At 67.3% G+C, this 24344-nt stretch carries 26 protein-coding genes; 12 read left to right on the top strand and 14 right to left on the bottom strand.

Translation table 11 applies throughout. From position 1 onward, the window contains the following. Positions 1–4 precede the first annotated feature (4 nt). The 4 genes from Q9235_RS22725 to Q9235_RS22710 all read left to right on the top strand — a co-directional run bounded on the left by Q9235_RS22725 (position 5) and on the right by Q9235_RS22710 (position 4277). Positions 5–1021, top strand: a complete 1017-nt coding sequence (locus Q9235_RS22725; RefSeq protein ID WP_306224038.1) for an alpha-ketoacid dehydrogenase subunit beta — start codon at positions 5–7, stop codon at positions 1019–1021. Continuing rightward, on the top strand, positions 1021–2334 hold the full coding sequence (locus tag Q9235_RS22720) for a dihydrolipoamide acetyltransferase family protein (RefSeq protein WP_306224037.1): 1314 nt from the start codon (positions 1021–1023) through the stop codon (positions 2332–2334). The genes Q9235_RS22725 and Q9235_RS22720 overlap by 1 nt, the downstream gene beginning before the upstream one ends. Positions 2335–2344: 10 nt before the next feature. After that, positions 2345–3742: a dihydrolipoyl dehydrogenase gene (lpdA, locus tag Q9235_RS22715; protein ID WP_306224036.1), complete on the top strand. Its 1398-nt coding sequence runs from the start codon at positions 2345–2347 to the stop codon at positions 3740–3742. Between the two features lie 127 nt (positions 3743–3869). Continuing rightward, positions 3870–4277 carry a DUF983 domain-containing protein gene (locus tag Q9235_RS22710; RefSeq protein WP_306224035.1) on the top strand — a complete coding sequence of 136 codons (408 nt, stop codon included), beginning with the start codon at positions 3870–3872 and terminating at the stop codon, positions 4275–4277. A 15-nt stretch (positions 4278–4292) separates the two neighbouring features. On the opposite strand, the gene Q9235_RS22705 is transcribed toward Q9235_RS22710, so the two are convergent. Then, complete coding sequence (locus tag Q9235_RS22705) at positions 4293–5654, bottom strand: aminotransferase-like domain-containing protein (protein WP_306228414.1); 1362 nt, start codon at positions 5652–5654, stop codon at positions 4293–4295. A gap of 169 nt (positions 5655–5823) precedes the next feature. Between Q9235_RS22705 and Q9235_RS22700 the strand changes: the two genes are divergently transcribed. After that, complete coding sequence (locus Q9235_RS22700) at positions 5824–6312, top strand: Lrp/AsnC family transcriptional regulator (RefSeq protein ID WP_306224033.1); 489 nt, start codon at positions 5824–5826, stop codon at positions 6310–6312. A 93-nt stretch (positions 6313–6405) separates the two neighbouring features. Here the strand turns inward: Q9235_RS22700 and mgrA are convergent, their stop codons facing one another. The 3 genes from mgrA to Q9235_RS22685 form a co-directional block, all read right to left on the bottom strand. Next, on the bottom strand, positions 6406–7428 hold the full coding sequence (mgrA, locus tag Q9235_RS22695) for an L-glyceraldehyde 3-phosphate reductase (RefSeq protein ID WP_306224032.1): 1023 nt from the start codon (positions 7426–7428) through the stop codon (positions 6406–6408). Positions 7429–7522: 94 nt separating this feature from the next. Continuing rightward, positions 7523–8953, bottom strand: a complete 1431-nt coding sequence (locus Q9235_RS22690) for an aldehyde dehydrogenase family protein (protein WP_306224031.1) — start codon at positions 8951–8953, stop codon at positions 7523–7525. A gap of 249 nt (positions 8954–9202) precedes the next feature. Then, positions 9203–9640, bottom strand: a complete 438-nt coding sequence (locus Q9235_RS22685) for an Lrp/AsnC family transcriptional regulator (protein ID WP_293799244.1) — start codon at positions 9638–9640, stop codon at positions 9203–9205. A 128-nt stretch (positions 9641–9768) separates the two neighbouring features. Between Q9235_RS22685 and Q9235_RS22680 the strand changes: the two genes are divergently transcribed. After that, complete coding sequence (locus Q9235_RS22680; RefSeq protein ID WP_306224030.1) at positions 9769–10827, top strand: ornithine cyclodeaminase; 1059 nt, start codon at positions 9769–9771, stop codon at positions 10825–10827. 3 nt (positions 10828–10830) lie between these two features. On the opposite strand, the gene Q9235_RS22675 is transcribed toward Q9235_RS22680, so the two are convergent. Together Q9235_RS22675 and ilvA are read right to left on the bottom strand one after the other, a co-directional pair. After that, a complete protein-coding gene (locus Q9235_RS22675; RefSeq protein ID WP_306224029.1) occupies positions 10831–11709 on the bottom strand; it encodes a LysR family transcriptional regulator in 879 nt (292 codons plus the stop codon). Between the two features lie 19 nt (positions 11710–11728). After that, complete coding sequence (gene ilvA / locus Q9235_RS22670; protein WP_422678229.1) at positions 11729–13255, bottom strand: threonine ammonia-lyase, biosynthetic; 1527 nt, start codon at positions 13253–13255, stop codon at positions 11729–11731. A 189-nt stretch (positions 13256–13444) separates the two neighbouring features. Between ilvA and ggt the strand changes: the two genes are divergently transcribed. Both ggt and Q9235_RS22660 read left to right on the top strand, forming a co-directional pair. Further along, positions 13445–15040 (top strand): gamma-glutamyltransferase, encoded by a 1596-nt coding sequence (ggt, locus tag Q9235_RS22665; protein WP_306224027.1) that lies wholly within the window; start codon positions 13445–13447, stop codon positions 15038–15040. A gap of 90 nt (positions 15041–15130) precedes the next feature. After that, positions 15131–16144 (top strand): Gfo/Idh/MocA family protein, encoded by a 1014-nt coding sequence (locus Q9235_RS22660; protein WP_340355927.1) that lies wholly within the window; start codon positions 15131–15133, stop codon positions 16142–16144. 9 nt (positions 16145–16153) lie between these two features. On the opposite strand, the gene Q9235_RS22655 is transcribed toward Q9235_RS22660, so the two are convergent. From Q9235_RS22655 to pdxH, 5 genes are all read right to left on the bottom strand, one after another. Continuing rightward, positions 16154–16426 (bottom strand): hypothetical protein, encoded by a 273-nt coding sequence (locus tag Q9235_RS22655; RefSeq protein ID WP_306224024.1) that lies wholly within the window; start codon positions 16424–16426, stop codon positions 16154–16156. A gap of 182 nt (positions 16427–16608) precedes the next feature. Then, positions 16609–17055, bottom strand: a complete 447-nt coding sequence (locus Q9235_RS22650) for a TIGR02301 family protein (RefSeq protein WP_306224023.1) — start codon at positions 17053–17055, stop codon at positions 16609–16611. Continuing rightward, a complete protein-coding gene (locus Q9235_RS22645; RefSeq protein ID WP_306224022.1) occupies positions 17052–17534 on the bottom strand; it encodes an NUDIX hydrolase in 483 nt (160 codons plus the stop codon). The genes Q9235_RS22650 and Q9235_RS22645 overlap by 4 nt, the downstream gene beginning before the upstream one ends. A 16-nt stretch (positions 17535–17550) precedes the next feature. Then, positions 17551–18273 carry an SDR family NAD(P)-dependent oxidoreductase gene (locus tag Q9235_RS22640; protein ID WP_306228412.1) on the bottom strand — a complete coding sequence of 241 codons (723 nt, stop codon included), beginning with the start codon at positions 18271–18273 and terminating at the stop codon, positions 17551–17553. A 67-nt stretch (positions 18274–18340) separates the two neighbouring features. Beyond that, entirely contained in the window at positions 18341–18955 is a 615-nt protein-coding gene (gene pdxH, locus Q9235_RS22635; RefSeq protein WP_306224021.1) for a pyridoxamine 5'-phosphate oxidase, read from the bottom strand. Positions 18956–19079: 124 nt separating this feature from the next. Here pdxH and Q9235_RS22630 point away from each other — a divergent pair, with 124 nt between their 5' ends. From Q9235_RS22630 to fabI, 3 genes are all read left to right on the top strand, one after another. Continuing rightward, on the top strand, positions 19080–19550 hold the full coding sequence (locus Q9235_RS22630) for an RT0821/Lpp0805 family surface protein (protein ID WP_306224020.1): 471 nt from the start codon (positions 19080–19082) through the stop codon (positions 19548–19550). A 257-nt stretch (positions 19551–19807) separates the two neighbouring features. Next, positions 19808–20743, top strand: coding sequence for a DnaJ C-terminal domain-containing protein (locus Q9235_RS22625; protein WP_306224019.1), 936 nt, complete (start codon positions 19808–19810; stop codon positions 20741–20743). 144 nt (positions 20744–20887) lie between these two features. Beyond that, positions 20888–21727, top strand: a complete 840-nt coding sequence (gene fabI, locus Q9235_RS22620; RefSeq protein WP_306224018.1) for an enoyl-ACP reductase FabI — start codon at positions 20888–20890, stop codon at positions 21725–21727. Positions 21728–21776: 49 nt separating this feature from the next. Here fabI and folK read toward each other — a convergent pair whose 3' ends face one another. The 3 genes from folK to folP are packed head-to-tail and all read right to left on the bottom strand — an operon-like array spanning position 21777 to position 23495. Next, the gene (folK, locus tag Q9235_RS22615; protein ID WP_306224017.1) at positions 21777–22292 is read right to left on the bottom strand and encodes a 2-amino-4-hydroxy-6-hydroxymethyldihydropteridine diphosphokinase; all 516 of its coding nucleotides are present in this window, start codon (positions 22290–22292) and stop codon (positions 21777–21779) included. After that, positions 22282–22656, bottom strand: coding sequence for a dihydroneopterin aldolase (folB, locus tag Q9235_RS22610; protein ID WP_306224016.1), 375 nt, complete (start codon positions 22654–22656; stop codon positions 22282–22284). The genes folK and folB overlap by 11 nt, the downstream gene beginning before the upstream one ends. Beyond that, on the bottom strand, positions 22653–23495 hold the full coding sequence (folP, locus tag Q9235_RS22605; protein ID WP_306224015.1) for a dihydropteroate synthase: 843 nt from the start codon (positions 23493–23495) through the stop codon (positions 22653–22655). Before folP ends, folB begins: the two co-directional genes overlap by 4 nt. 150 nt (positions 23496–23645) lie before the next feature. On the opposite strand from folP, the gene Q9235_RS22600 reads away from it, so the two are divergent. Then, entirely contained in the window at positions 23646–24242 is a 597-nt protein-coding gene (locus tag Q9235_RS22600) for a histidine phosphatase family protein (protein ID WP_306224014.1), read from the top strand. Positions 24243–24344: the final 102 nt, after the last annotated feature.

Genomic DNA, 24344 nt, shown 5'->3' with positions numbered 1-24344 from the left:
CGCCATGGCCAAGATGACGATGATCGAGGCGATCCGCTCCGCCATGGACGTCTCCATGGGCCGCGACGACGATGTCGTGGTTTTCGGCGAGGATGTCGGCTTCTTCGGCGGCGTCTTCCGCTGCACCCACGGCCTCCAGCAGAAATACGGGGTGTCGCGCTGCTTCGATGCGCCGATCAGCGAGGCCGGCATCGTCGGCACGGCGATCGGCATGGCCTCCTATGGCCTCAAGCCCTGCGTCGAGATCCAGTTCGCCGACTACATGTACCCGGCCTATGACCAGATCGTCTCGGAGGCCGCCCGCCTGCGCTATCGCTCGGCCGGTGACTTCACCTGCCCGCTGGTGATCCGCATGCCGACCGGCGGCGGTATCTTCGGCGGCCAGACCCATAGCCAGAGCCCGGAAGCGCTCTTCACCCATGTCGCCGGCCTGAAGACGATCGTTCCGTCCAACCCCTATGACGCCAAGGGTCTGCTGATTGCGGCGATCGAGGACCCCGACCCGGTGATATTCCTCGAGCCGAAGCGGCTTTATAACGGCCCCTTCGACGGCCATCACGACCGCCCGGTCACGGCCTGGTCCAAGCACGAGCTCGCCGAGGTGCCGGAAGGCCATTACACCGTGCCGCTCGGCAAGGCGGTGACGCGGCGCGAGGGCTCCGCCGTCACCATCCTCGCCTATGGCACCATGGTCCATGTCGCGCTGGCCGCCGCCGAGGATACTGGCATCGACGCCGAAATCATCGACCTGCGCACGCTCGTCCCGCTCGATCTCGACGCGATCGTCGCCTCGGTCCAGAAGACCGGCCGCTGCATTGTGCTGCACGAGGCGACGCTCACATCCGGCTTCGGCGGGGAGCTTGCTGCCTTGGTGCAGGAGCACTGCTTCTATCATCTGGAGGCGCCGGTGATGCGCGTCACCGGTTGGGACACGCCCTATCCGCACGCGCAGGAATGGGACTATTTCCCCGGCCCCGCCCGCCTCGGACAGGCGCTGCTGGATATCATGGAGGCACGCTGATGGCCGAGCGCATCATCAAGCTGCCGGATGTCGGCGAAGGCATCGCGGAGGCGGAGCTCGTCGAGTGGCACGTCAAGGTCGGCGACATCGTCCGCGAGGACGATCTGCTTGCCGCCGTGATGACCGACAAGGCGACGGTGGAGATTCCCTCGCCGGTCGAGGGCGAAGTGACCTGGGTTGGCGCCGAGGTCGGCGACACCGTCGCGATCGGCTCGGCCATCGTGAAGCTCAGGGTTGCAGGGGAGGGCGGCGCGGCGGCGGAGCAATCCGTCGCGGATGAGGGCGCGCAAGAAGCCCCGGCCGACAAGCCAGCCGCGCCGCCGGCCCCGCCCAAGGCGGAAAAGCCTGCGGCACACGCGGCCACGGCCAAGCCCGCCGCACCACCTCAGCCGGCTCCCAAGCCCTCGCGTGCCGCCGCCCCCGCCCAGCGCCGCGCGCCGGGCGAGAAGCCGCTGGCCTCGCCGGCCGTGCGCCTCAAGGCGCGTGAGGCCGGGGTCGATCTGCGTCAGGTCCAGGGCACGGGCCCGGCCGGGCGCATCACCCATCAGGATATCGAAGCCTTCCTGCTGCGCGGCCCCGAACCGGCGCGCGGCGGCGGGCTCGTCGAGCAGAGTGCCGTCACCGAGGTCAAGGTCGTCGGCCTGCGCCGTCGCATCGCCGAGAAGATGGCGCTGTCGAAATCGCGCATCCCGCACATCACCATCGTCGAGGAGGTGAACGTCTCGCCGCTGGAGGATTTGCGCGCGACGCTGAACAAGAAGCCGACGCCGGAGCGGCCGAAGCTGACCCTGCTGCCCTTCCTGATGCGCGCCATGGTCAAGGCACTCGCTGAGCAGCCGGCGCTGAACGCGCTCTATGACGACGATGCCGGGATCGTGCGCCAGCATGCCGCGATCAATATCGGTATCGCCACGCAGACGCCGACCGGCCTGATCGTGCCGGTGGTGAAACATGCCGAGGCGCGCGATCTCTGGGGCTGCGGCATCGAGCTCTCCCGCCTCGCCGAGCGCGGCCGCGACGGCACTGCAACCCGTGACGAACTCACTGGCTCGACCATCACCATCACCTCGCTAGGTGCGCTCGGCGGCATCGCGACAACGCCGGTGATCAACTATCCGGAAGTCGCCATCGTCGGCGTCAACAAGATGGTCGTGCGCCCGGTCTGGGACGGCACCACCTTCGTGCCGCGCAAGATGATGAACCTCTCCTCCAGCTTCGACCACCGCGTCATCGATGGCTGGGACGCCGCCGTCTTCGTGCAGCGGCTGAAGGAGCTGCTGGAGAACCCAGCCACGCTCTTCGTGGACATCTGAGGAGCGTGCCATGACCGAGATCACCTGCAAGCTCCTCGTCATCGGTGCCGGCCCCGGCGGCTATGTCTGCGCCATCCGCGCCGGCCAGCTCGGCATCGACACCGTCATCGTCGAGAGCACCAAGCTCGGCGGTTCCTGCCTCAATGTCGGCTGCATCCCCTCCAAGGCGATGATCCATGTCGCTGAGGAATTCGAGAAGGCGACTGACGCCGCTGCCGGCAAGACGCCCTTCGGCCTGACCGCGGCCGAGCCGAAGCTCGACCTCAAGCAGGCCGTGGCCTGGAAGGACGGCATCGTCCAGCGCCTCAACAACGGCGTCGCCGGCCTGCTGCGCAAGGCCAAGGTCAAGATCGTCCATGGCAAGGCCCGCTTCCGCGACGGCAAGACCGTCGTTGTCGAAACTGAGACCGGCCCGAAGACGATCCAGGCCGAGGCCATCGTCATCGCCACCGGCTCGGCGCCGGTCGAACTGCCCTTCCTGCCCTTCGGCGGCAACGTCATTTCCTCGACCGGCGCGCTGGCGCTGACCGAGGTGCCCAAGCGCCTCGTCGTGGTCGGCGGCGGCTATATCGGGCTGGAACTCGGCACGGCCTTCGCCAAGCTCGGAGCCAAGGTCACCGTCGTCGAGGCGCAGGACAAGATCCTGCCGCTCTACGATGCCGAACTGACCGGCCCGATCTCCAAGCGCCTGACCGCGCTCGGCGTCGAGGTGTTGACCGGCGCCAAGGCGCTCGGCCCCACGCCCAAGGGCGACGGCCTGCGCATCGAGACGGCGGACGGAAAGGAACGCGGCCTGCCGGCCGACAAGATCCTGGTCACTGTCGGCCGCAAGCCGGTCACGGACGAGCTCGGGCTTGAGAACCTCGTGCTCGACATGGATGGCCGCTTCATCCGCATCGGCGAGCGTTGCGAGACCGCGATGCGCGGCATCTATGCCATCGGCGACGTGACCGGCGAGCCGATGCTGGCGCATCGCGCCATGGCGCAGGGCGAGATGGTGGCGGAGATCGTCGCCGGCCTGCCGCGCGCCTGGGACAAGCGCGGCATCGCGGCGATCTGCTTCACTGATCCCGAGATCGTCTCGGTCGGCCTTTCGCCCGACGAGGCCAAGCGCGCCGGCCACGAGCTCAAGATCGGCCAGTTCCCCTTCGCCGCCAACGGCCGGGCCATGACCCGCCATGCCGAGGCGGGCTTCGTCCGCGTCGTCGCGCAGGCCGGCAGCGATCTGGTGCTCGGCATCCAGGCGGTGGGCTCAGGCGTCTCGGAATTGTCGGCGGCCTTCGGGCTCGCGATCGAGATGGGCGCGACGCTGCAGGATATCGCCGGCACGATCCACGCCCATCCGACGCTGGGCGAGGCTTTTCCGGAAGCCGCGATGAAGGCGCTGGGTCACGCGCTGCATATCTGAGAAAGGCCCGCGACCGATCCGCGCAGGCAGTCAGCTAAGATGCATACAATCTTGACATTGTCTGCATCGAGCGCGATCTGAAGGGACGACGCCGAACGAGCGGCGCCGTCCTGAAGGAGATCAGTCCATGTCCGGCGAGCATTGGCCGCCACTCTCTCCGCTCAAGACCGGCCTGCGTGGCCGCTGCCCGCGCTGCGGGCAGGGCAAGATGTTCGAGGGCTTCCTGAAGCTGAAGCCGAAATGCGAGAATTGCGGCCTGGACTACGCCTTCGCCGATCCGGCCGATGGCCCGGCCTTCTTCGTGATGATGTTCCTCTGCATCCCGGCCGTCGCATTCCCGCTCTGGCTGGAACTGAACTACAATCCGCCGACCTGGGTGCATCTGGTCACGACGCTGCCGCTGATCCTGCTGACCTGCATCCCGCCCTTGCAGCCGCTGAAAGGCTGGCTGATCGCCTCGCAATATTTCCACAAGGCCGAGGAAGGCCGGCTCGCCAGCCCGGTGCTGCAGGACAAGCCGGTCGGCTCGAACTGAGGCGGCCCGTCGCGCTCAGCGCCCGTCGCGAATCAATCTGGCGAGCAAGCCGAGAGCCTCCGCCAGCCTTGCCCGTTCCGGGATCGCGCCGAGTGCGATCCGGATCGCATCCGGCGCCCTCCCATCCGTGCTGAATGCATCGGCGGCCATCACGCCAAGTCCCGCCACGCGGGCGCGCTCGATCAGGCTGTCGCGCTCCCAATAGGGCGGGAGCGGTTGCCAGACATGCAGGGCATAGGGGTGTCCCTGCATCGTCTCGGGCAAGATCTCCCGTGCCAGCGACTGCCGCTCGGCCGCTTCGCGCCGGACGGCTTCAATCAAGTCACGGGCCGTGCCGATCCTGATCCAATGCGTGGCCAGCGCCGCCATCAAAGGCGCGGGCATCAGGGCTGTTGAACGCAGCGCGGCGAGGAACGGAGCGCCGTCTACCCCTTCCGGCATGACGACGAACGCCGTGCGCAGGCCGGGCGTCAGCACTTTCGACAAGGTCGCGACATGCCATGTGCGCTCCGGCGCCAAGGCGGCCATAGGCGCGGGCGCATCGCCGGCAAGCAGGCTGTAGGGGTCGTCCTCGATCAGGACGAGGTCGCGTCGGCGGGCAACAGTGACGAGCTCCTGCCGGCGCTGTTCCGGAATGGTTATGCAGGTTGGGTTCTGCAGCGTCGGCGTCAGGGCAAACAGTCGCGCCCCGGAGCGCAGCGCGGCTTCGTCCAGCGCCTTGGGCAGCGGGCCATCGTCATCGCTGGCAACAGGCGCCATCACGAGCCCACGCTGCCGCGCCGCGCCGATCAGCCCGGGATAGGTCAGCGGCTCCGTCAGGATCGTGTCGCCGGGGCGGGCCAGCAGCGAGAGCAAGGCATTGAGCCCCGTCTGGGCTCCCGGTACGACCGCGATTCGCTGTGGTGGGAGCGTTCCCATCAAAGGCGCAAGCCAGGCAGCTCCGGCCGCGCGCTCGGCCAGCGAGCCCGCACCGCCATGATAGTTCATCAACTGGTCGGCATCGCTGCGCGCCAGAATTTCGGCGATGCCGCGCTGCATCAGTTCGCCCAGCCGCAGGCCTTTCGGCGCCGGCGGGATCGTCATGCTGAGATCGAGCGGCGGGCCTTCCTGCTCCTGCCGTGCCGAGATGAAGGAGCCGCGCCCCGTCACGGCATCGATCAGCCCGCGCTCGCGAGCCTCGCCGAAGGCGCGGGTCACCGTGGTGAGATCGACCGCGAGATGCTCGGCCAACCGGCGTTGCGGTGGGAGGCGATCGCCCGGCCGCAACAGCCCGGTCGCGACGGCCTGTTCGAGCTGTGCCACGATCTGCAGGTAGCGCGGTCCGGCTGCCGGATCGAGCCGGCTGGTCCAGCGGATCGCTTGGTCGCTTTCGGCCATAGCCAAGCTCGACTCCATACATTCAATGGATTGTAGGCATCGGATAGCGCGGCCGGCCTCTTCGCGCCAGTGTCATGCCGTCGCTGCCATCTGTTTTGGTGGAGATGCCGGTGGTGGCGGGCTTCCTCTCCTGTCATAGAGCGATCTCAGCCGGGACCGGAGACAGGGCATGGCACGCCTGCGCCTCGATGCGCTCGACCGCAAGATCATCGCGGAGTTGCAGATCAATTCGCGCCTGTCGGTGCAGGATCTCGCCGAGCGCGTGGGCCTGTCCGCCTCACCCTGCGCGCGTCGCATCCGCATCCTGGAGGAGGCGGGCGTGATCACCGGCTATGCCGCGATCATCGACCAGACCAAGGTCGGGCTGCCGATCAGCGTCTTCGTCTCGATCAAGCTGGAGCGCCAGCGCGAGGACGAGCTCGACCGCTTCTCGCAGGCCGTGGCGCGCTGGCCCGAGGTGGTCGATTGCTACCTGATGACCGGCCAGCGCGACTATCTCCTGCGCATCGTGGTGCGTGACCTGCCGGCCTATGAGCGCTTTCTCAAGGACAAGCTCACGCGCCTTGACGGCGTCGCCTCGATCGAGTCGAGTTTTGCGCTGGGACAGGTGAAGCGCTCCAGCGCGCTCCCGATCGCAGCGGTGTCGGAAGAGGATTGAGGCGCGCCTCTCATCGTCGGTCATCCCAGACAAGCCGCGTTAGCCGCGCCCTTCGGTCGCCCGGGATGACTGCAGAAAGGTAGTCGAGGCGTCTTACCGCTCCGCCGAAGCCGCCCAGATATTGATCCCGCCATCGACGGCATGCTTGTCGATCGCGGCCAACTCCTCGGCCGAGAATTCCGCGTTCTTCAGCGCCGCGACGCAGTCCGTGACCTGCTCCGGCCGGCTCGCGCCGATCAGTGCCGAGGTCACGCGCCCGCCGCGCAGCACCCAGGCGATTGCCATCTGTGCGAGGCTCTGGCCACGTGCCGCCGCGATCTCGTTCAGCGCCGCGATGCTCCTGAGATTGCCTTCGCTGAGAAAGCCGTCGCGGAAGGACGGTGCCTTCTTGTCGGCGCGGCTGCCGGCCGGCACGCCCTTGAGATATTTGTCGGTCAGCATGCCCTGCGCCAGCGGCGAGAACACGATCGAGCCGATGCCTTCCGCGTCGAGCGTGTCGAGCAGACGGTCCTGCTCGATCCAGCGATTGAGCATCGAATAGCTCGGCTGGTGGATCAGGCAGGGCGTGCCGAGCCGGCGCAGGATGGCGACCGCCTCCTGCGTGCGCTTCGCATTGTAGGAGGAGAGGCCGACATAGAGCGCCTTGCCCTGGCGCACGATGGCGTCGAGCGCGCCCATCGTCTCCTCCAGCGGCATGTTCGGGTCGAAGCGATGCGAATAGAAGATGTCGACATAGTCGAGCTTCATCCGCTTCAGGCTCTGGTCGAGGCTGGAGATCAGGTATTTGCGGCTGCCCCATTCGCCATAGGGGCCGGGCCACATCCGGTAGCCGGCCTTGGTCGAGATCACCAGTTCGTCGCGATAGCCGGTGAAGTCCTGGCGGAGGATTTCGCCAAAGGCGGTCTCGGCCGAGCCGGGGGGCGGCCCGTAATTATTGGCGAGGTCGAAATGGGTGATGCCGAGATCGAAGGCCGTGCGGCAGATCTCGCGCATGTTGGCGTGTTGGCCGGTCTCGCCGAAATTCTGCCAGAGGCCGAGCGAGAGCGCCGGCAGCATCAATCCGCTGCGGCCGCAGCGGTTATAGCGCATCGCGTCATAGCGGTTCGGATTGACCATGGCTCAGGCCTCTCAATCGATTGAAACGGGCATAAAATGAAGGCCCGGTGGCGTTTGGTCCACCGGGCCTCGTCGTCTTCGGATCGCTATTCGATCAGGCCGCGGCGTAACCGACCGTGCCCTTGATCTCCAAGAACTCCTCGAGGCCGAAGCCGGCATATTCGCGGCCGTTGCCGGACTGCTTGTAGCCGCCGAAGGGTGCGCCGGCGTCCCAGGCCGGGTAGTTGATGTAGACATTGCCCGAGCGCATCTGCGAGGCGACCTTGCGGGCGCGCTCCTGCGAGCCGGACTGGACATAGGACGCCAGGCCGTAAGGCGTGTCGTTGGCGCGCGAGACGACCTCGTCCTCGCTCTTGTAGGGCAGGATCGACAGCACGGGGCCGAAGATCTCCTCGCGGGCGATCGTCATGTCGTCGGTGACGCCGCCGAACACGGTCGGGCGGACATAGTAGCCGCGGTTCAGGCCTTCCGGGCGGCCCGCGCCGCCGGTAACCAGCGTCGCGCCTTCCTTGATGCCGGCCTCGATCAGGCGCTGGACCTTCTCGAACTGCGCCTCGCTCACGACCGGGCCGAGGAACACTCCGTCGGCGGAGGGAGCGCCGACCTTGAGCGGCTCGGCGACCTGCTTGGCGATGGCGAGCGCTTCCTCATGCAGCTTCTCCGGCACGAACATCCGGGTCGGCGCGTTGCAGGACTGGCCGGAGTTGCGCATCACGCTCTCGACGCCGAGCTTCACCGACTTCTTCAGGTCGGCATCGTCCAGGATGATGTTGGCCGACTTGCCGCCGAGCTCCTGATGCACGCGCTTGACGGTATCCGCCGCCGCCTTGGCGACGAGGATGCCGGCGCGGGTCGAGCCGGTGAACGACACCATGTCGACGCCGGGATGACGCGAGATCGCTTCGCCGACCGTCGGGCCGTCGCCGTTGATGAGATTGAACACGCCCTTCGGCACGCCGGCCTCTTCCATCGCCTCGGCGAAGATGATGGCGTTGAGCGGCGCGATCTCGGAGGGCTTCAGCACCATGGTGCAGCCGGCGGCTAGCGCGGGCGCGACCTTGCACATGATCTGGTTGAGCGGCCAGTTCCACGGCGTGATCATGCCGACGACGCCGATCGGCTCCTTGGCGATCAGGGTGGTGCCGCGCAGCTCTTCGAACTCGAAGTTTTCGAGCGTCTCGATCATCTTGGCGAGATGGGCGGTGCCCATCGCCGCCTGCGAGCGGTGCGCCAGTTCCTTCGGCGCGCCCATTTCGCGCGAGAGGATGTTGGCGATGTCGTCGTAGCGCTTCTTGTAGGCCTCGGCGAGGCGGCGCATCAGGGCGAGGCGATCGGCCTTGGAGGTCGCGGCAAACGCCGGGAAGGCGGCGCGGGCGGCGGCGACGGCTTTGTCGACATCGGCCTGCTCGCCGAGCGCGATCGTGGCGAAGACTTCCTCGTTCGACGGATCGACCACGCCGAGCGTGCGATTGCCCGACGGCTTCACCCATTGGCCATCGATATAGAATTCGAGCTCATGTGCCATGGTCTGGTCTCCTGCCTTCGTCTTGGCCCAGGGCGCACACGATCCGCCGGAAAGCGGCCGATCGTCCAAGTCCCGGGGCGGGAACTGTCGATGTCCAAGCGAAAGGCGGCCCTGCGCGATCATGCATCGCCGGCCGCCACCAACGCCGTATCTGACGAGACATAACGTTAGGGGGCGGATGCGCGCCTGTCACGGGGCGCCGCGCCGCTTTTACGGATGGCCGCCATGCAGCGGCGCTTCTTGTGGAGGCTATAGCCGCGCTTTGACGCTGCGCGGCGTCGCCAGCAGCAGACTGGTCTCGCTGTTGGTGACGCCGGGGATCATGCGGATGCGCCGGAGCACCTGGTCGAAGGCGATCAGGTCGGAGGTGCCGAGCTCGACCACCAGGTCCCAGTTGCCGTTGGTCGTGTGGATGCTGGAAACCTCGGTGAAGCCCGAGAGCGCGTCGATCACCGAATCCGCCGCCTGCCCGGCGATCTCGATCATGGTGATGCCGCGCACGGGCAGGTCGATCGCATCCGAGCGCAGGATCACGGTGAAGCCGATGATCTCGCCGGATTGCTCCAGCTTCTCCAATCGCGCGCGCACCGTCGCGCGGGTCAGGCCGAGATCGGCGGCGAGGTCGGAGATGCTGCGCCGCCCGTCATGGCGCAGCAGGGTGATGAGCTTGCGGTCGAGATCGTCCATTGTCCGAAATGGATAGATCACTTTGCCATTTCGATCAATCTTGCTCCCGATCTGGTCGTTTTGGCTTCTTTCGCCTACCGTTGAAAACGAGGACAATGGCTCCTTCAACGAGAACAGCGTGGGGAACCATGATTCAGCAGCTCAACGTCGTGCCTTTCGTCAGCGTCGACCACATGATGAAGCTGGTCCATGCGATCGGTATCGAGCGGATGCTGTCCGAGATCGCTGTTTATATCGAGGACGATTTCCGGCGCTGGGAGATATTCGACAAGACGCCGCGCATCGCCTCGCACAGCCTCGAAGGCGTGATCGAACTGATGCCGACCAGCGACGGCAAGCTCTACGGCTTCAAATACGTCAACGGCCACCCCAAGAACATGAAGGCAGGCCTCCAGACGGTCACCGCCTTCGGCCTGCTCTCGGATGTCGCGACCGGCTATCCCGTGCTGCTCTCCGAGATGACCATCCTGACGGCTTTGCGCACCGCGGCGATGTCGGCGGTGGCGGCCAAGCACCTCGCGCCGAAGAACGCCGCGGCCATGGCGATCATCGGCAACGGCGCGCAGTCCGAGTTCCAGGCCTTCGCCTTCCGCGCGATCCTCGGCATCGAGAACCTCAGGCTTTACGATGTCGATCCGGCCGCGACAGAGAAATGCGCCCGCAATCTCGCCCGCCATGGTTTCAGGATCACCCGCTGCGCCACCGCGATGGAAGCGGTCGAGGGCGCCGAGATCGTCACCACCGTCACGGCGGACAAGCAGTACGCGACGATCCTGACCGACAACATGGTCGGCGCCGGCATCCATATCAACGCGGTCGGTGGCGACTGTCCCGGCAAGACCGAGATCCACCGCGACGTGCTGCTGCGCTCCTCGATCTTCGTCGAGTATCCGCCGCAGACCCGCATCGAGGGCGACATCCAGCAGCTCGACGCCGATCATCCGGTCGAGGAGCTCTGGAAGGTCATCACGGGGGCGGCTCAGGGCCGCACCGATACCCGCCAGATCACGATGTTCGACTCGGTCGGCTTCGCGATCGAGGACTTTTCGGCTCTGCGTTATGTCTATGAGCGCATCCGCGGGGCCGGCACCTATGTCGATCTCGATCTGATCGCCGATCCCGACGATTCCCGCGATCTCTTCGGCATGCTGATGCGCGCCGCGCCGGGCGCTGCTGCGGCAGCCTGAGCTTCAGCCAGTCTGACAAAGCGCGAGGAACGCCGCCGCCGCCTTGGCGAGATAGCGTTCCCTATGGCGCAAAGCGAGGAAGCGGCGCTTCGGCAGCGGCAACGCCACGGTCGCGAGCCGCCCGGCTGCGATCGCGTTGGCGGCGACGAGCCGCGAAATTGCCGTCGCCCCGGCGCCGGACGCAACGGCGGCGCAGATCGCCTCGTTGGATGGCAATTCCAGCGCCACGGAGAGACCGTTCGCGGCGAGACCGAGTCCCGGCAGTGCCGCCTCGAACATGGCGCGCGTTCCCGAGCCCGGTTCGCGCAGGACCCACGCGCCTTGCTGCAATTCGGCAGCGGAAGGGGCCGCCTTGGCCCAGGGATGACCGGTCGGCACGACGATGACGAGTTCGTCCTCGTCGACCTCGGTCATCGCCAGCGCCGGGTCATCGATCTCGCCCTCGATGAAGCCGAGATCAGCTCCGCCGTCATGGATCGCGGCGCTGACCGTCTCCGTGTTGCCGAGAGCGAGCGAGACGGTGATGCCGGGATGCTCGCGGCGAAAGCGCTGGATCAGCGGCGGCAGCCAGTAATTCGCCACGGTCTGGCTCGCCATCAGCGCAAGCGAGCCGCGTGCCAGCCCCGAGAGGTCGGAGAGCACCGCTTCCGCTGCCGTCGCCCGTGCCAGCACGGCGCGGGCCTCGATCAGGAAGAGCTTCCCGGCCTCGGTCAGGGCGATGCGCCGGCCGATTCGGTCGAACAGCTTCGTCGCATAGCGCGCCTCCAGCGTCGTGATCGCGGAGCTCACGGCCGATTGCGTGAGATGGAGGGCGCGCGCGCCTTGCGTCAGATGCTCGCGTTCGGCGACGGCGACGAAGATGCGAAGCTGTTCGAGCGTCATGCTTGCACCTTAAGCCGTTTCACGGCGCCGGCATCTCCGCCAGGAAGGACAGATAGGCCGGGTTGTCACTCTCGCTCCAATAGGGATAGCCGAGCGCATCGAGCCGCTTGGCGAGCTGGCCGCGCTGGGAAGGCGGGATCTGGATGCCGGCGAGGATGCGCCCGTAATCGGCGCCGTGATTGCGGTAATGGAACAGCGAGATGTTCCAGTCGGCCGAGAGGCTGTTGAGGAACTTCAGCAGCGCGCCCGGCCGCTCCGGGAACTGGAAGCGGAAGATCAATTCGTCGCCGAGCCCCGGCGCCTTGCCGCCGACCATGTAGCGGATATGCAGCTTCGCAAGCTCGTTGTCGCTCATGTCGAGCACGGGATAGCCGTGCTCGGAGAGCATCGCGATGATCTGGCGTTTCTCGGCATCGCCCTCGGAGAGCTGCACACCAACGAAGATGCGCGCCGCCTTCGGATCGGAATAGCGGTAGTTGAACTCGGTGATCGCGCGCCGGCCGAGCAGTTCGATGAAGGCGCGGTAGGCACCGGGCCTTTCGGGGATGGTCACCGCCAGCAGCGCCTCGCGGTGCTCACCGATCTCGGCCCGCTCGGCGATATGGCGCAACCGGTCGAAATTCATGTTGGCGCCGCTGTTGATCGCGATCAGCGCGCCGGTGCGCTTGGGCTCGCGCGCCGCATAGGCCTTCAGGCCGGCGAGGCTGACAGCGCCCGAAGGCTCGGCGATGGCGCGGGTATCCTCGAAGATGTCCTTCACCGCCGCGCAGATCTCGTCGGTCGAGACGATGACGACCTCGTCGAGCAATTCGCGGCAGAGCCTGAACGTCTCCTCGCCGGCCTGCCGCACGGCGACGCCGTCGGCGAAGAGCCCGACCTGATCGAGCACGACGCGCTTCCCCGCCGCGATGGCGCCGGCCATGGAGGCGGCGTCCTCCGGCTCGACGCCGATCACCTTGATCTCAGGGCGCAGGAATTTCGCGTAGACCGCGACCCCGGCCGCGAGCCCGCCGCCGCCGATCGGCACGAAGATCGCCTCGATCGGCTCGGAATGCTGGCGCAGGATTTCCATGCCGACCGTGCCCTGGCCGGCGATCACGTCCGGATCGTCATAGGGGTGGACGAAGGTCAGCCCCTTCTCGGCTTCGAGCTTGCGGGCATGGCCATAGGCCTCGTCGAAATTCTCGCCATGCAGCACGACGCGTCCGCCCATGCTGCGCACGGCCTGCACCTTGATGTCCGGCGTGGTGCGCGGCATCACGATGGTTGCCTTGATGCCGAGCTTCTTCGCCGCCAGCGCCACGCCCTGTGCATGGTTGCCGGCCGAGGCGCAGATCACGCCGCGCTCGGCCTCGACCGCGGTGAGCCCGGCGATCTTGTTGTAGGCGCCGCGCAGCTTGAACGAGAAGACCGGCTGCAGGTCCTCGCGCTTCAGCAGGGCGCTGCCGCCGATGCGCGCGGACAATCGCGGCAGCGGGTCGAGCGGGCTTTCGATCGCGACGTCGTAGACGCGCGCCCCGATGATCTTGCGGATGTAGTCTTGCATGGCCGGCCCGTCCTTAGAGGCGGCGATAGTCCGATGTGCGGCTATGTCAATCGCGATCGTTGCGTGCGGCGAGGGGCGGTTGGTATCGGCCATGCGCCGGGCGGGATTGCCAAGCCCCCGGCCGGCGCGCCAAAGCGTTGGGGGAACAAGGTGCCGCGCAGCGACGGCGCCGCAGAGGTGGAGACGAGCATGAGCTGGGGCAATCGCGACTTCATGATCCCGGGCAGGCCGGTTGCGGTCGGCGATCGCGGCATGGCCGCGACCTCGCACCCGGCCGCGACGCTGGCAGCGGTCGAAATCCTGCGCAATGGCGGTAATGCCATCGACGCCGCGATTGCGGCGGTTGCCGTTCAGGCCGTCGTTGATCCGCACATGACCGGCATCGGCGGCGACTGCTTCGCGATCTATGCCCCGGCCAATGGCAAGATGGTCGCGATCAACGGCTCAGGCCGTTCGGCCGCCAAGGCCGAGCTCGGCTGGTTCCTCGGCCAGGGCATGACCGCGATCGCGGCGGATTCGCCCCACGCCGTCACCGTGCCCGGCGCGATCGACGCCTGGTGCCGCCTCGTCGCCGATCATGGCAGCAAGAGCCTCGACGAGATCTTCTCAGCCGCGATCCGCGCCGCCGAGGAAGGCTTCGTCGTCACGCCGCGCGTCGCGTTCGACTGGGCCAAGGCGCGGGGCCGCATCGAGAAGCACGGCCTCGGCAACGCCGTCTACCTGCCGGGCGGCAATCCCCCGGCCGTCGGCGACAAGATGGTCCACCCCGCGCTCGGCAACATGCTGCGCCGCATCGCCCGCGAGGGCCGCTCGGCCTTCTACGAGGGCGAGCTCGCGCAGGATATGGTCTCCGTGCTCAACGCCGCCGGCAGCCTGATCAGCCTCGAGGACTTCGCCGCCTCGAAGCCTGATTATGTCGACCCGATCGGCGCCGATTATCGCGGCCACCGCCTGTGGGAATGCCCGCCGAACGGCCAGGGCATCGCCGCGCTGCTGATCGCGCGCATCCTCGAAGGCTTCGACATGAAGGACGAGAAGCTCAGCGAGGCCGACCGCATTCATCTCCTCGCCGAAGCCAGCAAGGCGGCCTATCGTCAGCGCGACGCGTTGGTCGCCGATCCGGCCGTCAGCCCCTTCGACACCGAGGCCTTCCTGTCGGACCAGTTCGTCGGCCGCATCCGCCGGGAGATCAGCCTGGAGAAGGCTGCGGCACCCGAAGTCTTCGACATGCCGCTGCACAAGGACACGATCTATCTCTGCGTCGTCGACGGCCAGGGCAACATGGTCTCCTTCATCAACTCGCTGTTCTCCGCCTTCGGCAGCGGCATCTATGCGGCCAAGGCCGGCGTCATGCTGCAGAACCGCGGCTCGGGCTTCCGCCTGATCGAGGGCCATCCCAATGCGATCGCCCCGCGCAAGCGCCCTTTCCACACGATCATCCCCGGCATGCTGGCCAAGGACGGCAAGCCGATCATGCCGTTCGGTGTGATGGGCGGCCAGTACCAGTCGACCGGCCACGCCCATTTCCTCTCCGGCATCCTCGACCGCGGCTTCGATCCGCAGCAGGCTTCGGATGCGCCGCGCAGCTTCGCCTATGACGGCAAGCTTTCGCTGGAGACGACGATCCCCGCCAGCATCGCCGCCGATCTCAAGGCGCGTGGTCACGATGTCGTCTGGTCCGAGGAGCCGCTCGGTGGCTGCCAGGCGATCTGGGTCGATCACAAGCGCGGCGCGATGTTCGGCGCCTCCGACCATCGCAAGGACGGTTTCGCGCTTGCCGTCTGAGGAACCCGGCCTTAACGCCCCTCCGCTATCGCTCGTCGCCAGCGAGGGAGGGGCGCTTTGGCTCAGGACAAGCCATTCGGCTGGGGGATCATGGGCACCGGCGCCATTGCCGGGCTCTTCGCTGCCGATCTCGGCCTCTTGCCGCAGGCCCGCATCGTCGCCGTGCATTCGCGTTCCCTCGAGAAGGCGCAGAGCTTTGCGGCGCGCTTCGGCGAGGTGAAAGCCTATGACGACGAAGCCGCCTTCCTCGCCGATCCCGCGATCGAAGCGGTCTATATCGCGACGCCCAACCATCTCCACGCCGCGCAGGCGCTGATGGCCATCGCGGCCGGCAAGCCTGTCCTGATCGAGAAGCCGATCGCGCTGGCGAGCGCCGATGTCGAGGCGATCGCGCAGGCGGCAGATGAGCGCGGCGTCTTCGCGATGGAGGCTCTGTGGAGCCGCTTCCTGCCGGCGGTTCGCCGGGCGCGCGAGCAGATCGCCGCGGGTCGCATCGGCAAGGTCCGGCGCATCCGCGCCGATCTCTCCTATCTCCATCCCGAAGAGCCGGGCAGCCGCTTCTTCGATCCCGCTCTTGGCGGTGGTGCAGCCTTTGATCTCGGCGTCTATCCGCTGTCGCTGGCCCTGCATCTGCTGGGCGAGCCGCAGGCCGTGAGCGGGAGCTGGCTCGCCGCTGGAACCGGCATCGACCGGCGCAGCAGCTTCCGGCTGGATTATCCGGCGGCAACCGCAGAACTGTCCTGCGGCTTCGACCGGAACGGGACGAACCGGTTCCTGGTCCAGGGCGAGCGCGGTGGGCTCATCTTCGAGGCACCGTTCCTGAAGGCCCAGCGATTGAGCTGGCATGCCGATGCCGGCCGTGCAGCCGCGGCTTACGAGCGTGGAACAGGCGGGATGGCGCGCCTGCTCGACCGTCTTCCCCAGTCAGGCCGGATCAGCGAAAAAGTCGCCTTTCCCGGCAACGGCCTTCGGTTCCAGGCCGAGGCGGTGATGGCGACGGTTCGTGTGGGGAAAAGCGCTTGCGCGGAGATGCCGCTCGGCGAAAGCGCGGCCGTCTTGCGGATCATCGAAGCGGTGCGGGCACAGCCGGCCAGAGCGCCCTGACCAACCTGCTCAGTGGCGCGTGCCGCAGGTGAAGGCGCCGCAGCGGACCTTGTCGGCCAGCGTTTCGGCGAATGTCGCGGTCGCGTCCTCGCCATAGGTCTCGACCAGCGTGCGCAGGGCCGCGAACAGGGCGGCATGGGCCATGGCGTCGGGATCGAGCCCGTCCTGCTGCGCCTCGTTGAACGCGTCCTCGACATAGCCATAGGCCACGCGGCGGACGTCGCCGTGGTCGTCTTCGGCGAGATTCGGGTCGAGCATCGTGTCGTCTGGCTGGATCGGCATCGAAACGGGACTCTTGAGCCTTCTGTCTGACGCGAATCGCGGCGCTTTTGCTCCGGATCGCGACGGTTGGGCGATGCCCAAGACATAGGCCGTGCCAGAGCGGCACGCTACCGTGGCCTTTAAGAAAGGTTAACGCGACCGGGAAAATCCGGTGGAAGAAGCGCTACGGCAACAGCTGTTGCCTATCCGCCATAGCGCCCGGCGAGCGCCCGCGACAGCACCTCGCCCTCGGCCGCCAGTCGCGAGGAGGCCTCCTGGCTGGCCTCGGTACAGGAGCGATGGGTCAGGGAATAGGCCTTGAAGCCGCGATTGAACGCTGCGGCTAACCGATCCCGGCGCTGTGGCGTCCGGCCCTCGGCCTCGATCAGGGCGGCCATGCGCGCCCGCCAGTCCTGCGCCTCCCGGCCGCCGCAAAGCGTCCTGAGATAGGCGAGCGAGCCCATGATCTCGGAGAGCTGCAGGAGCTGCGGCTCGTAGGGCGGGGCGGCCGGTTCAGCCGGCTGTTGTTCGATGGGCTTGGTCGCAGGAGGCTTCGCGACCGGCTGTTGGGGTCGCTGCTGCGCCTCCGCCGTAATCGGCAGCAGGAGCAGGGCGGCCAGCAGCGCCGGATGGCGAAGCCGGGGAATCATGATGCCGACAAGTCGGCACTGAAGAGCTGGTGCGCGCGGCGCAGCACGTCGCCAAGTTCGCGCGTGGTTGCGAGGCCACCGAGCTTGAGCGGGTCGGCCCACATCACCGCCCCTGCCTCCGGCCCCGTCCGGGGCTCGCCGGAAAGCCACTCGCCGATGAAGGAGGCGACGACGAAATGATGGGTCACCGCGCCCTTCGAATCGCGCCCGAAGATCTCGACATGGCGGTTGAAGCCGAGGATGCGGGCGCTGACGCCGACCTCTTCCTCCAGCTCGCGCAGGGCCGCTTCCTCGAGCGTTTCGCCGGCCTCGACCTTGCCGCCCGGCAGCGACCAGAGCTGGTCGGCCGGGGGCTTGGTCCGCGTCGCCAGCAGCACCTTGCCATCGCGGAACACGGCGATGGACGCCGCCAGCACCGGCCGCGCCGCGGCCCGGCCGGGCGTGGGGAAGCGGATGACCTGGCCGCTGTCGTCGCTCATGCCAGGAACTCACGCATCAGACGTGCTGCCCGCCATTGATGTGGAGCTCCGAGCCGGTGACGTAGCTTGAGGCGTCCGTGCAGAGGAAATAGATCGCCTTGGCGACCTCGTCGGGCCTGCCGAGGCGCTGCATCGGCAGGGTCGCGACGATCTTCTCGGTACCCGGCGACAGGATCGAGGTGTCGATCTCGCCGGGCGAGATCGCGTTGACGCGCACGCCGAGCGGGCCGAAATCGGCGGCCATCTCGCGGGTCAGGCTGGCGAGCGCCGCCTTCGAGGTCGCATAGGCCGCCCCGGCGAAGGGATGGACGCGCGAGCCCGCGATCGAGGAGACGTTGACGATCGCGCCCTTGGCGGCGGTCAGCTCGTCGAGCAGGCCGCGCGCCAGCATGATCGGCGCGAAGAAATTGACCTGGAAGACCTTGTGCCAGTCGTTGAACGAGGTGGTGGCGGCGCCGAGACGTTCGCCATTGCGCCCCTTCGGCGAGATGCCGGCATTGTTGACCAGCGCGTTGAGCTTGCCACCCTCGACCGCGAGCCGCTTCTTGATCTCGGCAATGCCGCGCATCGTGTCTTCGGGGTCGCCGAGGTCGATCTGGACATGGTCGTCGGCGCCCGACGGCCAGGGGCACTTGTCGGAGAAGGCCTGGCGCGAGCAGGACAGGATGCGCCAGCCCGCCATGGCGAACTGCATCACCGTGGCGTGCCCGATGCCGCGGCTCGCGCCGGTCAACAGCATGACCGGGCGCTTGCCCGGTTCGGTCTTCGGAAAATCGAACTTCGGCATCGCCATGGGGCTGATTTCCTCAGGGGTAGAAGCGCGTCTTCGTCCAGGGCGCGTCGGACGCCTCGCGACGGAAGATGATGCGGTCATGCAGACGGAAGGCGCCGTCGCGCCAGAACTCGATATAGGTCGGGGTGATGCGAAACCCGCGCCAGTAGGCCGGGCGCGGAATCTCGCCGATGCCGAATTTCAGCGTGTAGCTCGCGACGGCCTTCTCCAGCGCGAAGCGGCTTTCCAGCGGGCGCGACTGCTGCGAGGCCCAGGCACCGATGCGGCTGTCACGCGGGCGGGACTGGAAATAGGCATCTGACTCGGCGTCGGTGACCTGGGTCACTGTGCCGCGGATGCGGATCTGCCGGCGCAGGCTCTTCCAGTGGAACAGCGCGGCGGCCTTGGGCTGGCCGATAAGCTCCTGCCCCTTCTGGCTTTCGGTGTTGGTGTAGAAAACGAATCCATCCGGTCCGTGACCCTTGAGCAGCACCATGCGGCTGTTCGGCATGCCTTCGGCGTCCACGGTCGAGAGCGCCATGCCGGTCGGATCGTTCGGCTCCGATTTCGTGGCCTCGTCCAACCACTTCTGGAACAAGGCGAAAGGCTCGTTTTCCTCGGTGAAGTCACCGCTCGTTAACGGTTGCACGTTCTAATCCTCGGTCAGTGAAAATGGGCGTTGGGCGAGCGCAGAAGTGATCCGGGTTCAATCGGCTGGTCTATATAGGGCAGGGGCGGGGGCGTTCCAAAGCCTCAACCGTTGCGCAGCCCCCATGCGCCCGCTGGCTGCCGCCATGCTGTTGGGGCTGCTGAGCGCCGGCTGTTCCGTCTCCTTCCCGATTCTCGGGCTGTCGAGCAAGAGCGAGGACGAGATCGTCGCAACCGCGGCAATGACGACCTCTTCGGTCCTCCCGGCCCGCGGCGCAGACCACGCCGGCCCGCTCGCCAGCCTGGCGGCGGATCTGGGACCGGAAGACATGCGCCGTGCCGATGGCGCGATGGGCGTGGCGCTCGATCCGCAAGGCAACGGAGCCGCCGTTTCCTGGGACAATCCCCAGAGCGGAATCAAGGGCTCCTTCATACCCGTGGGCGGCCCGTTCCTGCGCTCCGACGAGATCTGCCGCGCCTTCATCGCCAGCGTTCAGACGCAGGCCCGGCCGGTCAAGCTGCAGGGCACGGCCTGCCGCCCCTCCGGCGGCGAATGGGCCGTCAAGGATATGGGCCCCTGGAAGGGCCTGAGCTGAGGTTTTTCACGCCGCTTGCGTCCTCGTCGCGCCGGGTGCAAAACGGCCTCGATCAGGTGTTGCGCATGCGCCACACCGTCCCCACATGAGGTGAAGCGGACGGCTGGCGGCATTGGCGCCGGCCGTCTGACCTAGATCGCCGCGCGTCCGCACGGACGCGACAACGGTGATCTATATATTTGTTATCGCGTCGGATTTTTCCGAAAAGTGGTATCCACTTTTCGGTCCGATGCTATGGCGTGGAAACGAGGTTTTGGATGCGCGATCCCTATCAGGTTCTGGGCGTCGCCCGCGGCGCGAGCGATGCGGAGCTGAAGAAGGCTTTCCGCAAGCGCGCCAAGGAGCTGCACCCGGACCGCAACCGGGACGACCCCAAGGCGCAGGACAAGTTCTCCGAGCTCAATGCCGCCTATGAAATCGTCGGCGACGAGACCAGGCGCAAGCAGTTCGACCGCGGCGAGATCGATGCCGAGGGCAAGCCGCGCTTCCAGGGCTTCGAGGGCATGGGTGCCGGCCGGGGCGGGCGCAGCGGGGGCTTCGAGTTCAATTTCGGCCAGGGCGGCGGCCATCCCTTTGGCGGTCGCGGTGGCCCGGGCGCGGGGGGCGGCGATGCCGGCTTCGACGCCTCCGACATCTTCTCCTCGCTCTTCGGCGAGGGCTCCCGGCGCGCTCGTGGCAAGCCCGAGCCGCAGAAGCCGCCGGAGCAGAGTTTTACGCTCGAGGTGACTTTGGCGCAGGCCACGACCGGTGGCACGCGCCGGGTCAAGCTGCCGGGCGGGCGCGAGGTCGAGATCACCATTCCCGAGGGGGTGAGCGACGGCAAGGTCATGCGCCTGCGCGGGCTCGGCCAGACCGATCCGTTCTCCGGCGAGGTCGGCGACGTGATGATGACCATCAAGGTGAAGCCGGATTCCCGCTTCGCCGTCGATGGCAACGATCTGCGCACCCGCGTCGCGGTGCCGCTGGCCAAGGCGGTGCTCGGCGGGCCGCTGCATGTGCCGACGCTGACCGGCGCAGTCGAGATGAACATCCCGCCGCTGACCGGCACGGCCCGGCAGTTCCGCCTGCGCGGCAAGGGTCTCAAGGGCGAGAAGGGCGCTGTCGGCGATCTCTTCGTCGCCATCGATATCGAGATGCCTGCGAGCGATGCCGAACTCACCGCGCTGATGAAGGCGCGGGACGAGGCGAACTGAGCCGGCGAGATGCCGGTTCGGCCGAAAGCCGGGTTGGATCGCGCGCTCATGCGCGATTCAGCCGTGGAGGCTGGCATCAAAGCGGTTCCCGTTTTCCTGCGACTGTTCTAAGAGACCTGCTCGTCATTCATCTGCGGGTCTCCCATGCCTGATTCCAACGCCGTTTCGCCGACCGCAAATCTCCTCAAGGGCAAGCGCGGGCTCGTGATGGGCGTCGCGAATAACCGGTCCATCGCCTGGGGCATCGCCAAGGCTGCGGCCGATGCGGGTGCGGAACTCGCCTTTACCTATCAGGGCGATGCGCTGAAGAAGCGCGTGGAGCCGCTCGCCAAGGAGCTCGGCGGCCATGTCGTCGGCCATTGCGACGTCACCGATGGCGCCACGATCGACGCGGTCTTCGCCGAGGTCGAGAAGCTCTGGGGCAAGCTCGATTTCGTCGTCCACTGCATCGCCTTCTCCGACAAGGACGAGCTGACCGGCCGCTATGTCGAGACGAGCGAGGCGAACTTCACCAAGTCGCTGCTGATCTCCTGCTATTCCTTCACCGCGATCACCCAGCGCGCCGAGAAGCTGATGCCGGATGGCGGCGCCATGCTGACGCTGACCTATTACGGCGCCGAGAAGTGGATGCCGCACTACAACGTCATGGGCGTCGCCAAGGCTGCTCTCGAGTCGAGCGTGCAGTATCTCGCCGCCGATCTCGGCCCCTCGAAGATCCGCGTCAACGCGATCTCGGCCGGCCCGATCAAGACGCTCGCCGCCTCCGGTATCGGCGATTTCCGCTACATCCTGCGCTGGAACGAGTACAACTCGCCGCTGCGCCGCACGGTCACGATCGAGGAGGTCGGCGAGACCGCGGTCTTCCTCGTCTCCGACATGTCGCGCGGCATCACCGGCGAGATCATGCATGTCGATGCCGGCTACCATGTCGTCGGCATGAAGGTGCCGACCGCGCCGGACATCTCGCTCGACAAGGGCGAGTGATTACGTCGGATCGACCGGCCGCTCGGCCTGATCGATCCGATGCGATGCGCTAGGCAGCCAGCAGAGCCTTCAAACGATCCGTCGCGGTCTCGTCGCGGCGGATCGTTTCGTCTGTGGCGGCCGCCAGAAGCTCGGCCACGCTGCGCCCGCCGATCCGGCGCTGCGGCAGGATCTCCGCCAGCGGCGTCAGCACGAAGGCGCGCTCCGGGATGCGCGGGTGCGGGATCTGCAGGCGCGCCTGGTCGATGATCGCGTCGCCATAGGTCAGGATGTCGATGTCGAGCGTGCGCGGTCCCCAGCGCTCGCGGCGCTCGCGACCGCCGGCGCGCTCCAGCTCCAGGCAGAAGGCGAGCAGGTCCGCCGGTTGCAGCGAGGTCTCTACCAGCGCGGCCATGTTGAGGAATTCCGGCTGGTCGGTCTTGCCCCAGGGGGGCGTGCGATAGACCGAGGACAGCCGGCCGAGCGTGACGGCCGGATGCGCGCGCAGTCCCTTCAGCGCCGCGGCGAAGGCCGCGACGGGGTCGCCGATATTGCCGCCGAAGGCGAGTGCGGCTTCAACCTTCACGCTGGAACCTCAACTGGATGCCGACCGAGCCGAGCGTCGCCGGGATTGGCGGTGCCGGTTTGCGCAGCGTGACCTCGACAGCCTCGACAGTCGGGAAAGCCTCGAAGATCGCCAGTGCCACGGCACGGGCCGCGCCTTCGAGCAGATGGTAGCGCTGGGCGGTGAAGGCCTCGGCGACGATGGCGACGGCCCGGCCGTAATCGACGGTATCGGCCAAGCGGTCGCTGGCGGCGGCGGCGCGCAGATCGGCGTCGAGCACGAGGTCGAGCACGAAGCGCTGGCCCAGCCGCTCCTCTTCCGAGAAGAAGCCGTGATAGGCGTAGATATCGAGTTTCTCGATCAGGATGCGGCCGGTTTCGCTCACAGGTCTGCTTTCATGCTGTCTTCGATGGCCGCCCAGGTCTTCAGCGCGTCGATATGCGGGGCGACGTCATGGGCGCGGATGATCGCGGCGCCGCGGCTCGCGCCGTAGAGATGCGCGGCGATGCTGGCGGCGAGCCGTTCGGCCGGAACCTCCCGGCCGGTGATGCGCCCGAGCGTCGACTTGCGGGAGGCGCCGAGCAGGACCGGGCAGCCGAGCACGGCGAGCCGGTCGAGATGGCGGATCAGGTCGAGATTCTGACGCACGGTCTTGCCGAAGCCGATGCCGGGGTCGACGACGATCTGGCTCCGGGGCACGCCCGCTTGCGTCGCGATCGCGATCGAGCGTTCGAGGAAGCGCAACACATCGTCGAAGATGTCGATGGAGGCGTCTATGCTCTCGCGGTTATGCATGAGGATGATCGGCGCGCCGGTCCGTGCGGCGACCGCGGCGATGCGCGGGTCGCGCTGGGCACCCCAGACGTCGTTGACGATCGAGGCGCCCGCGGCGAGCGCCGCTTCCGCGACCTCGGCCTTGTAGCTGTCGATCGAGATCGGCGTGTCGACCTTGGCCTTCAGCCCGGCGATGACCGGCAGCACCCGGCCCATCTCGGTCGCGGCATCGACGGTGGCGTGGCCGGGCCTTGTCGACTCGCCGCCGATATCGACGATGGCGGCGCCTTCCGCCGCGAGGCGTGCGCCATGGGCGACAGCCGCTTCGGCACTCTTCAGCAGCCCGCCATCCGAGAACGAATCGGGCGTGATATTGACGATGCCCATGACGAGCGGCGTCGCGGACAGGACGAGGCTGCGGCCGTCGGGCAAGGTGAGGGCAGGGGACATGTGGTTCCGCGGGTGACTAGCTAGGGCGCTATACACAGGCCGTGTAAATTCGGCCACAGAAAGCGGCCGATTGTCGCCATCGGCGGAAAGCGGGTCTCCGGGCGGCCCAAGGGCTTTGACCCTGCCGGTGCCGGCGTGCAGAAGCGTGACATGGTTCCGCTCACGCTTCCCCACCGCCTTATCCTCGTCCGTCACGGCGAAACCGACTGGAATCGCGAGGGCCGGCTGCAAGGCGGGCAGGACATTCCGCTCAACGATCTTGGCCGCCGCCAGGCCGCCGAGGCCGCCGGCCGCCTGAAGGCGCTCGAGCCGGCCTATGCCGATCTCGACTATATCGGCTCGCCGATGCAGCGGGCGCGTGAGACCATGGATATCCTCCGGCGCGAGCTCGCCCTGCCCGAAGACGGGTACACGATCGACGACCGCCTGCGCGAATTGACCTTCGGCGAGTGGGAGGGCTTCACCTGGCGCGACATTCGCAAGGCCGAGCGCGAGCAGGCGCATCTGCGCGAGCGCGACAAATGGGGCTTCGTGCCGCCGGGCGGCGAGAGCTATCGCATGCTGGCCGAGCGCGTCCGCCCGGTTCTCGAAGAGCTCAAGCGCGAGACGGTGATCGTCAGCCATGGCGGCGTGGCGCGTGCCGTGCTGGCGCTGGTCGGCGCGGTGGCGCCGCGCGAGGCGTCGATGGTCGAGATCTGGCAGGGCAAGCTGCTCGTCGTCAGCGGGAACAAGGCGGACTGGCTCTGAGTTTGCACACAGCCGGACCGTGATGGGCCCGGTGGCATTCATGGGCGGTTCAGGCGTGATCTTGCAGGGAGAATATGCTAGCGAAGCGGCGTGATGCGGCGG

The sequence above is a fragment of the Bosea beijingensis genome (assembly GCF_030758975.1).
Taxonomy (GTDB): Bacteria; Pseudomonadota; Alphaproteobacteria; order Rhizobiales; family Beijerinckiaceae; genus Allobosea; species Allobosea beijingensis.
Note: the sequence above shows the minus strand (reverse complement) of the source record. Positions and strands in the feature narration are given on the sequence as shown.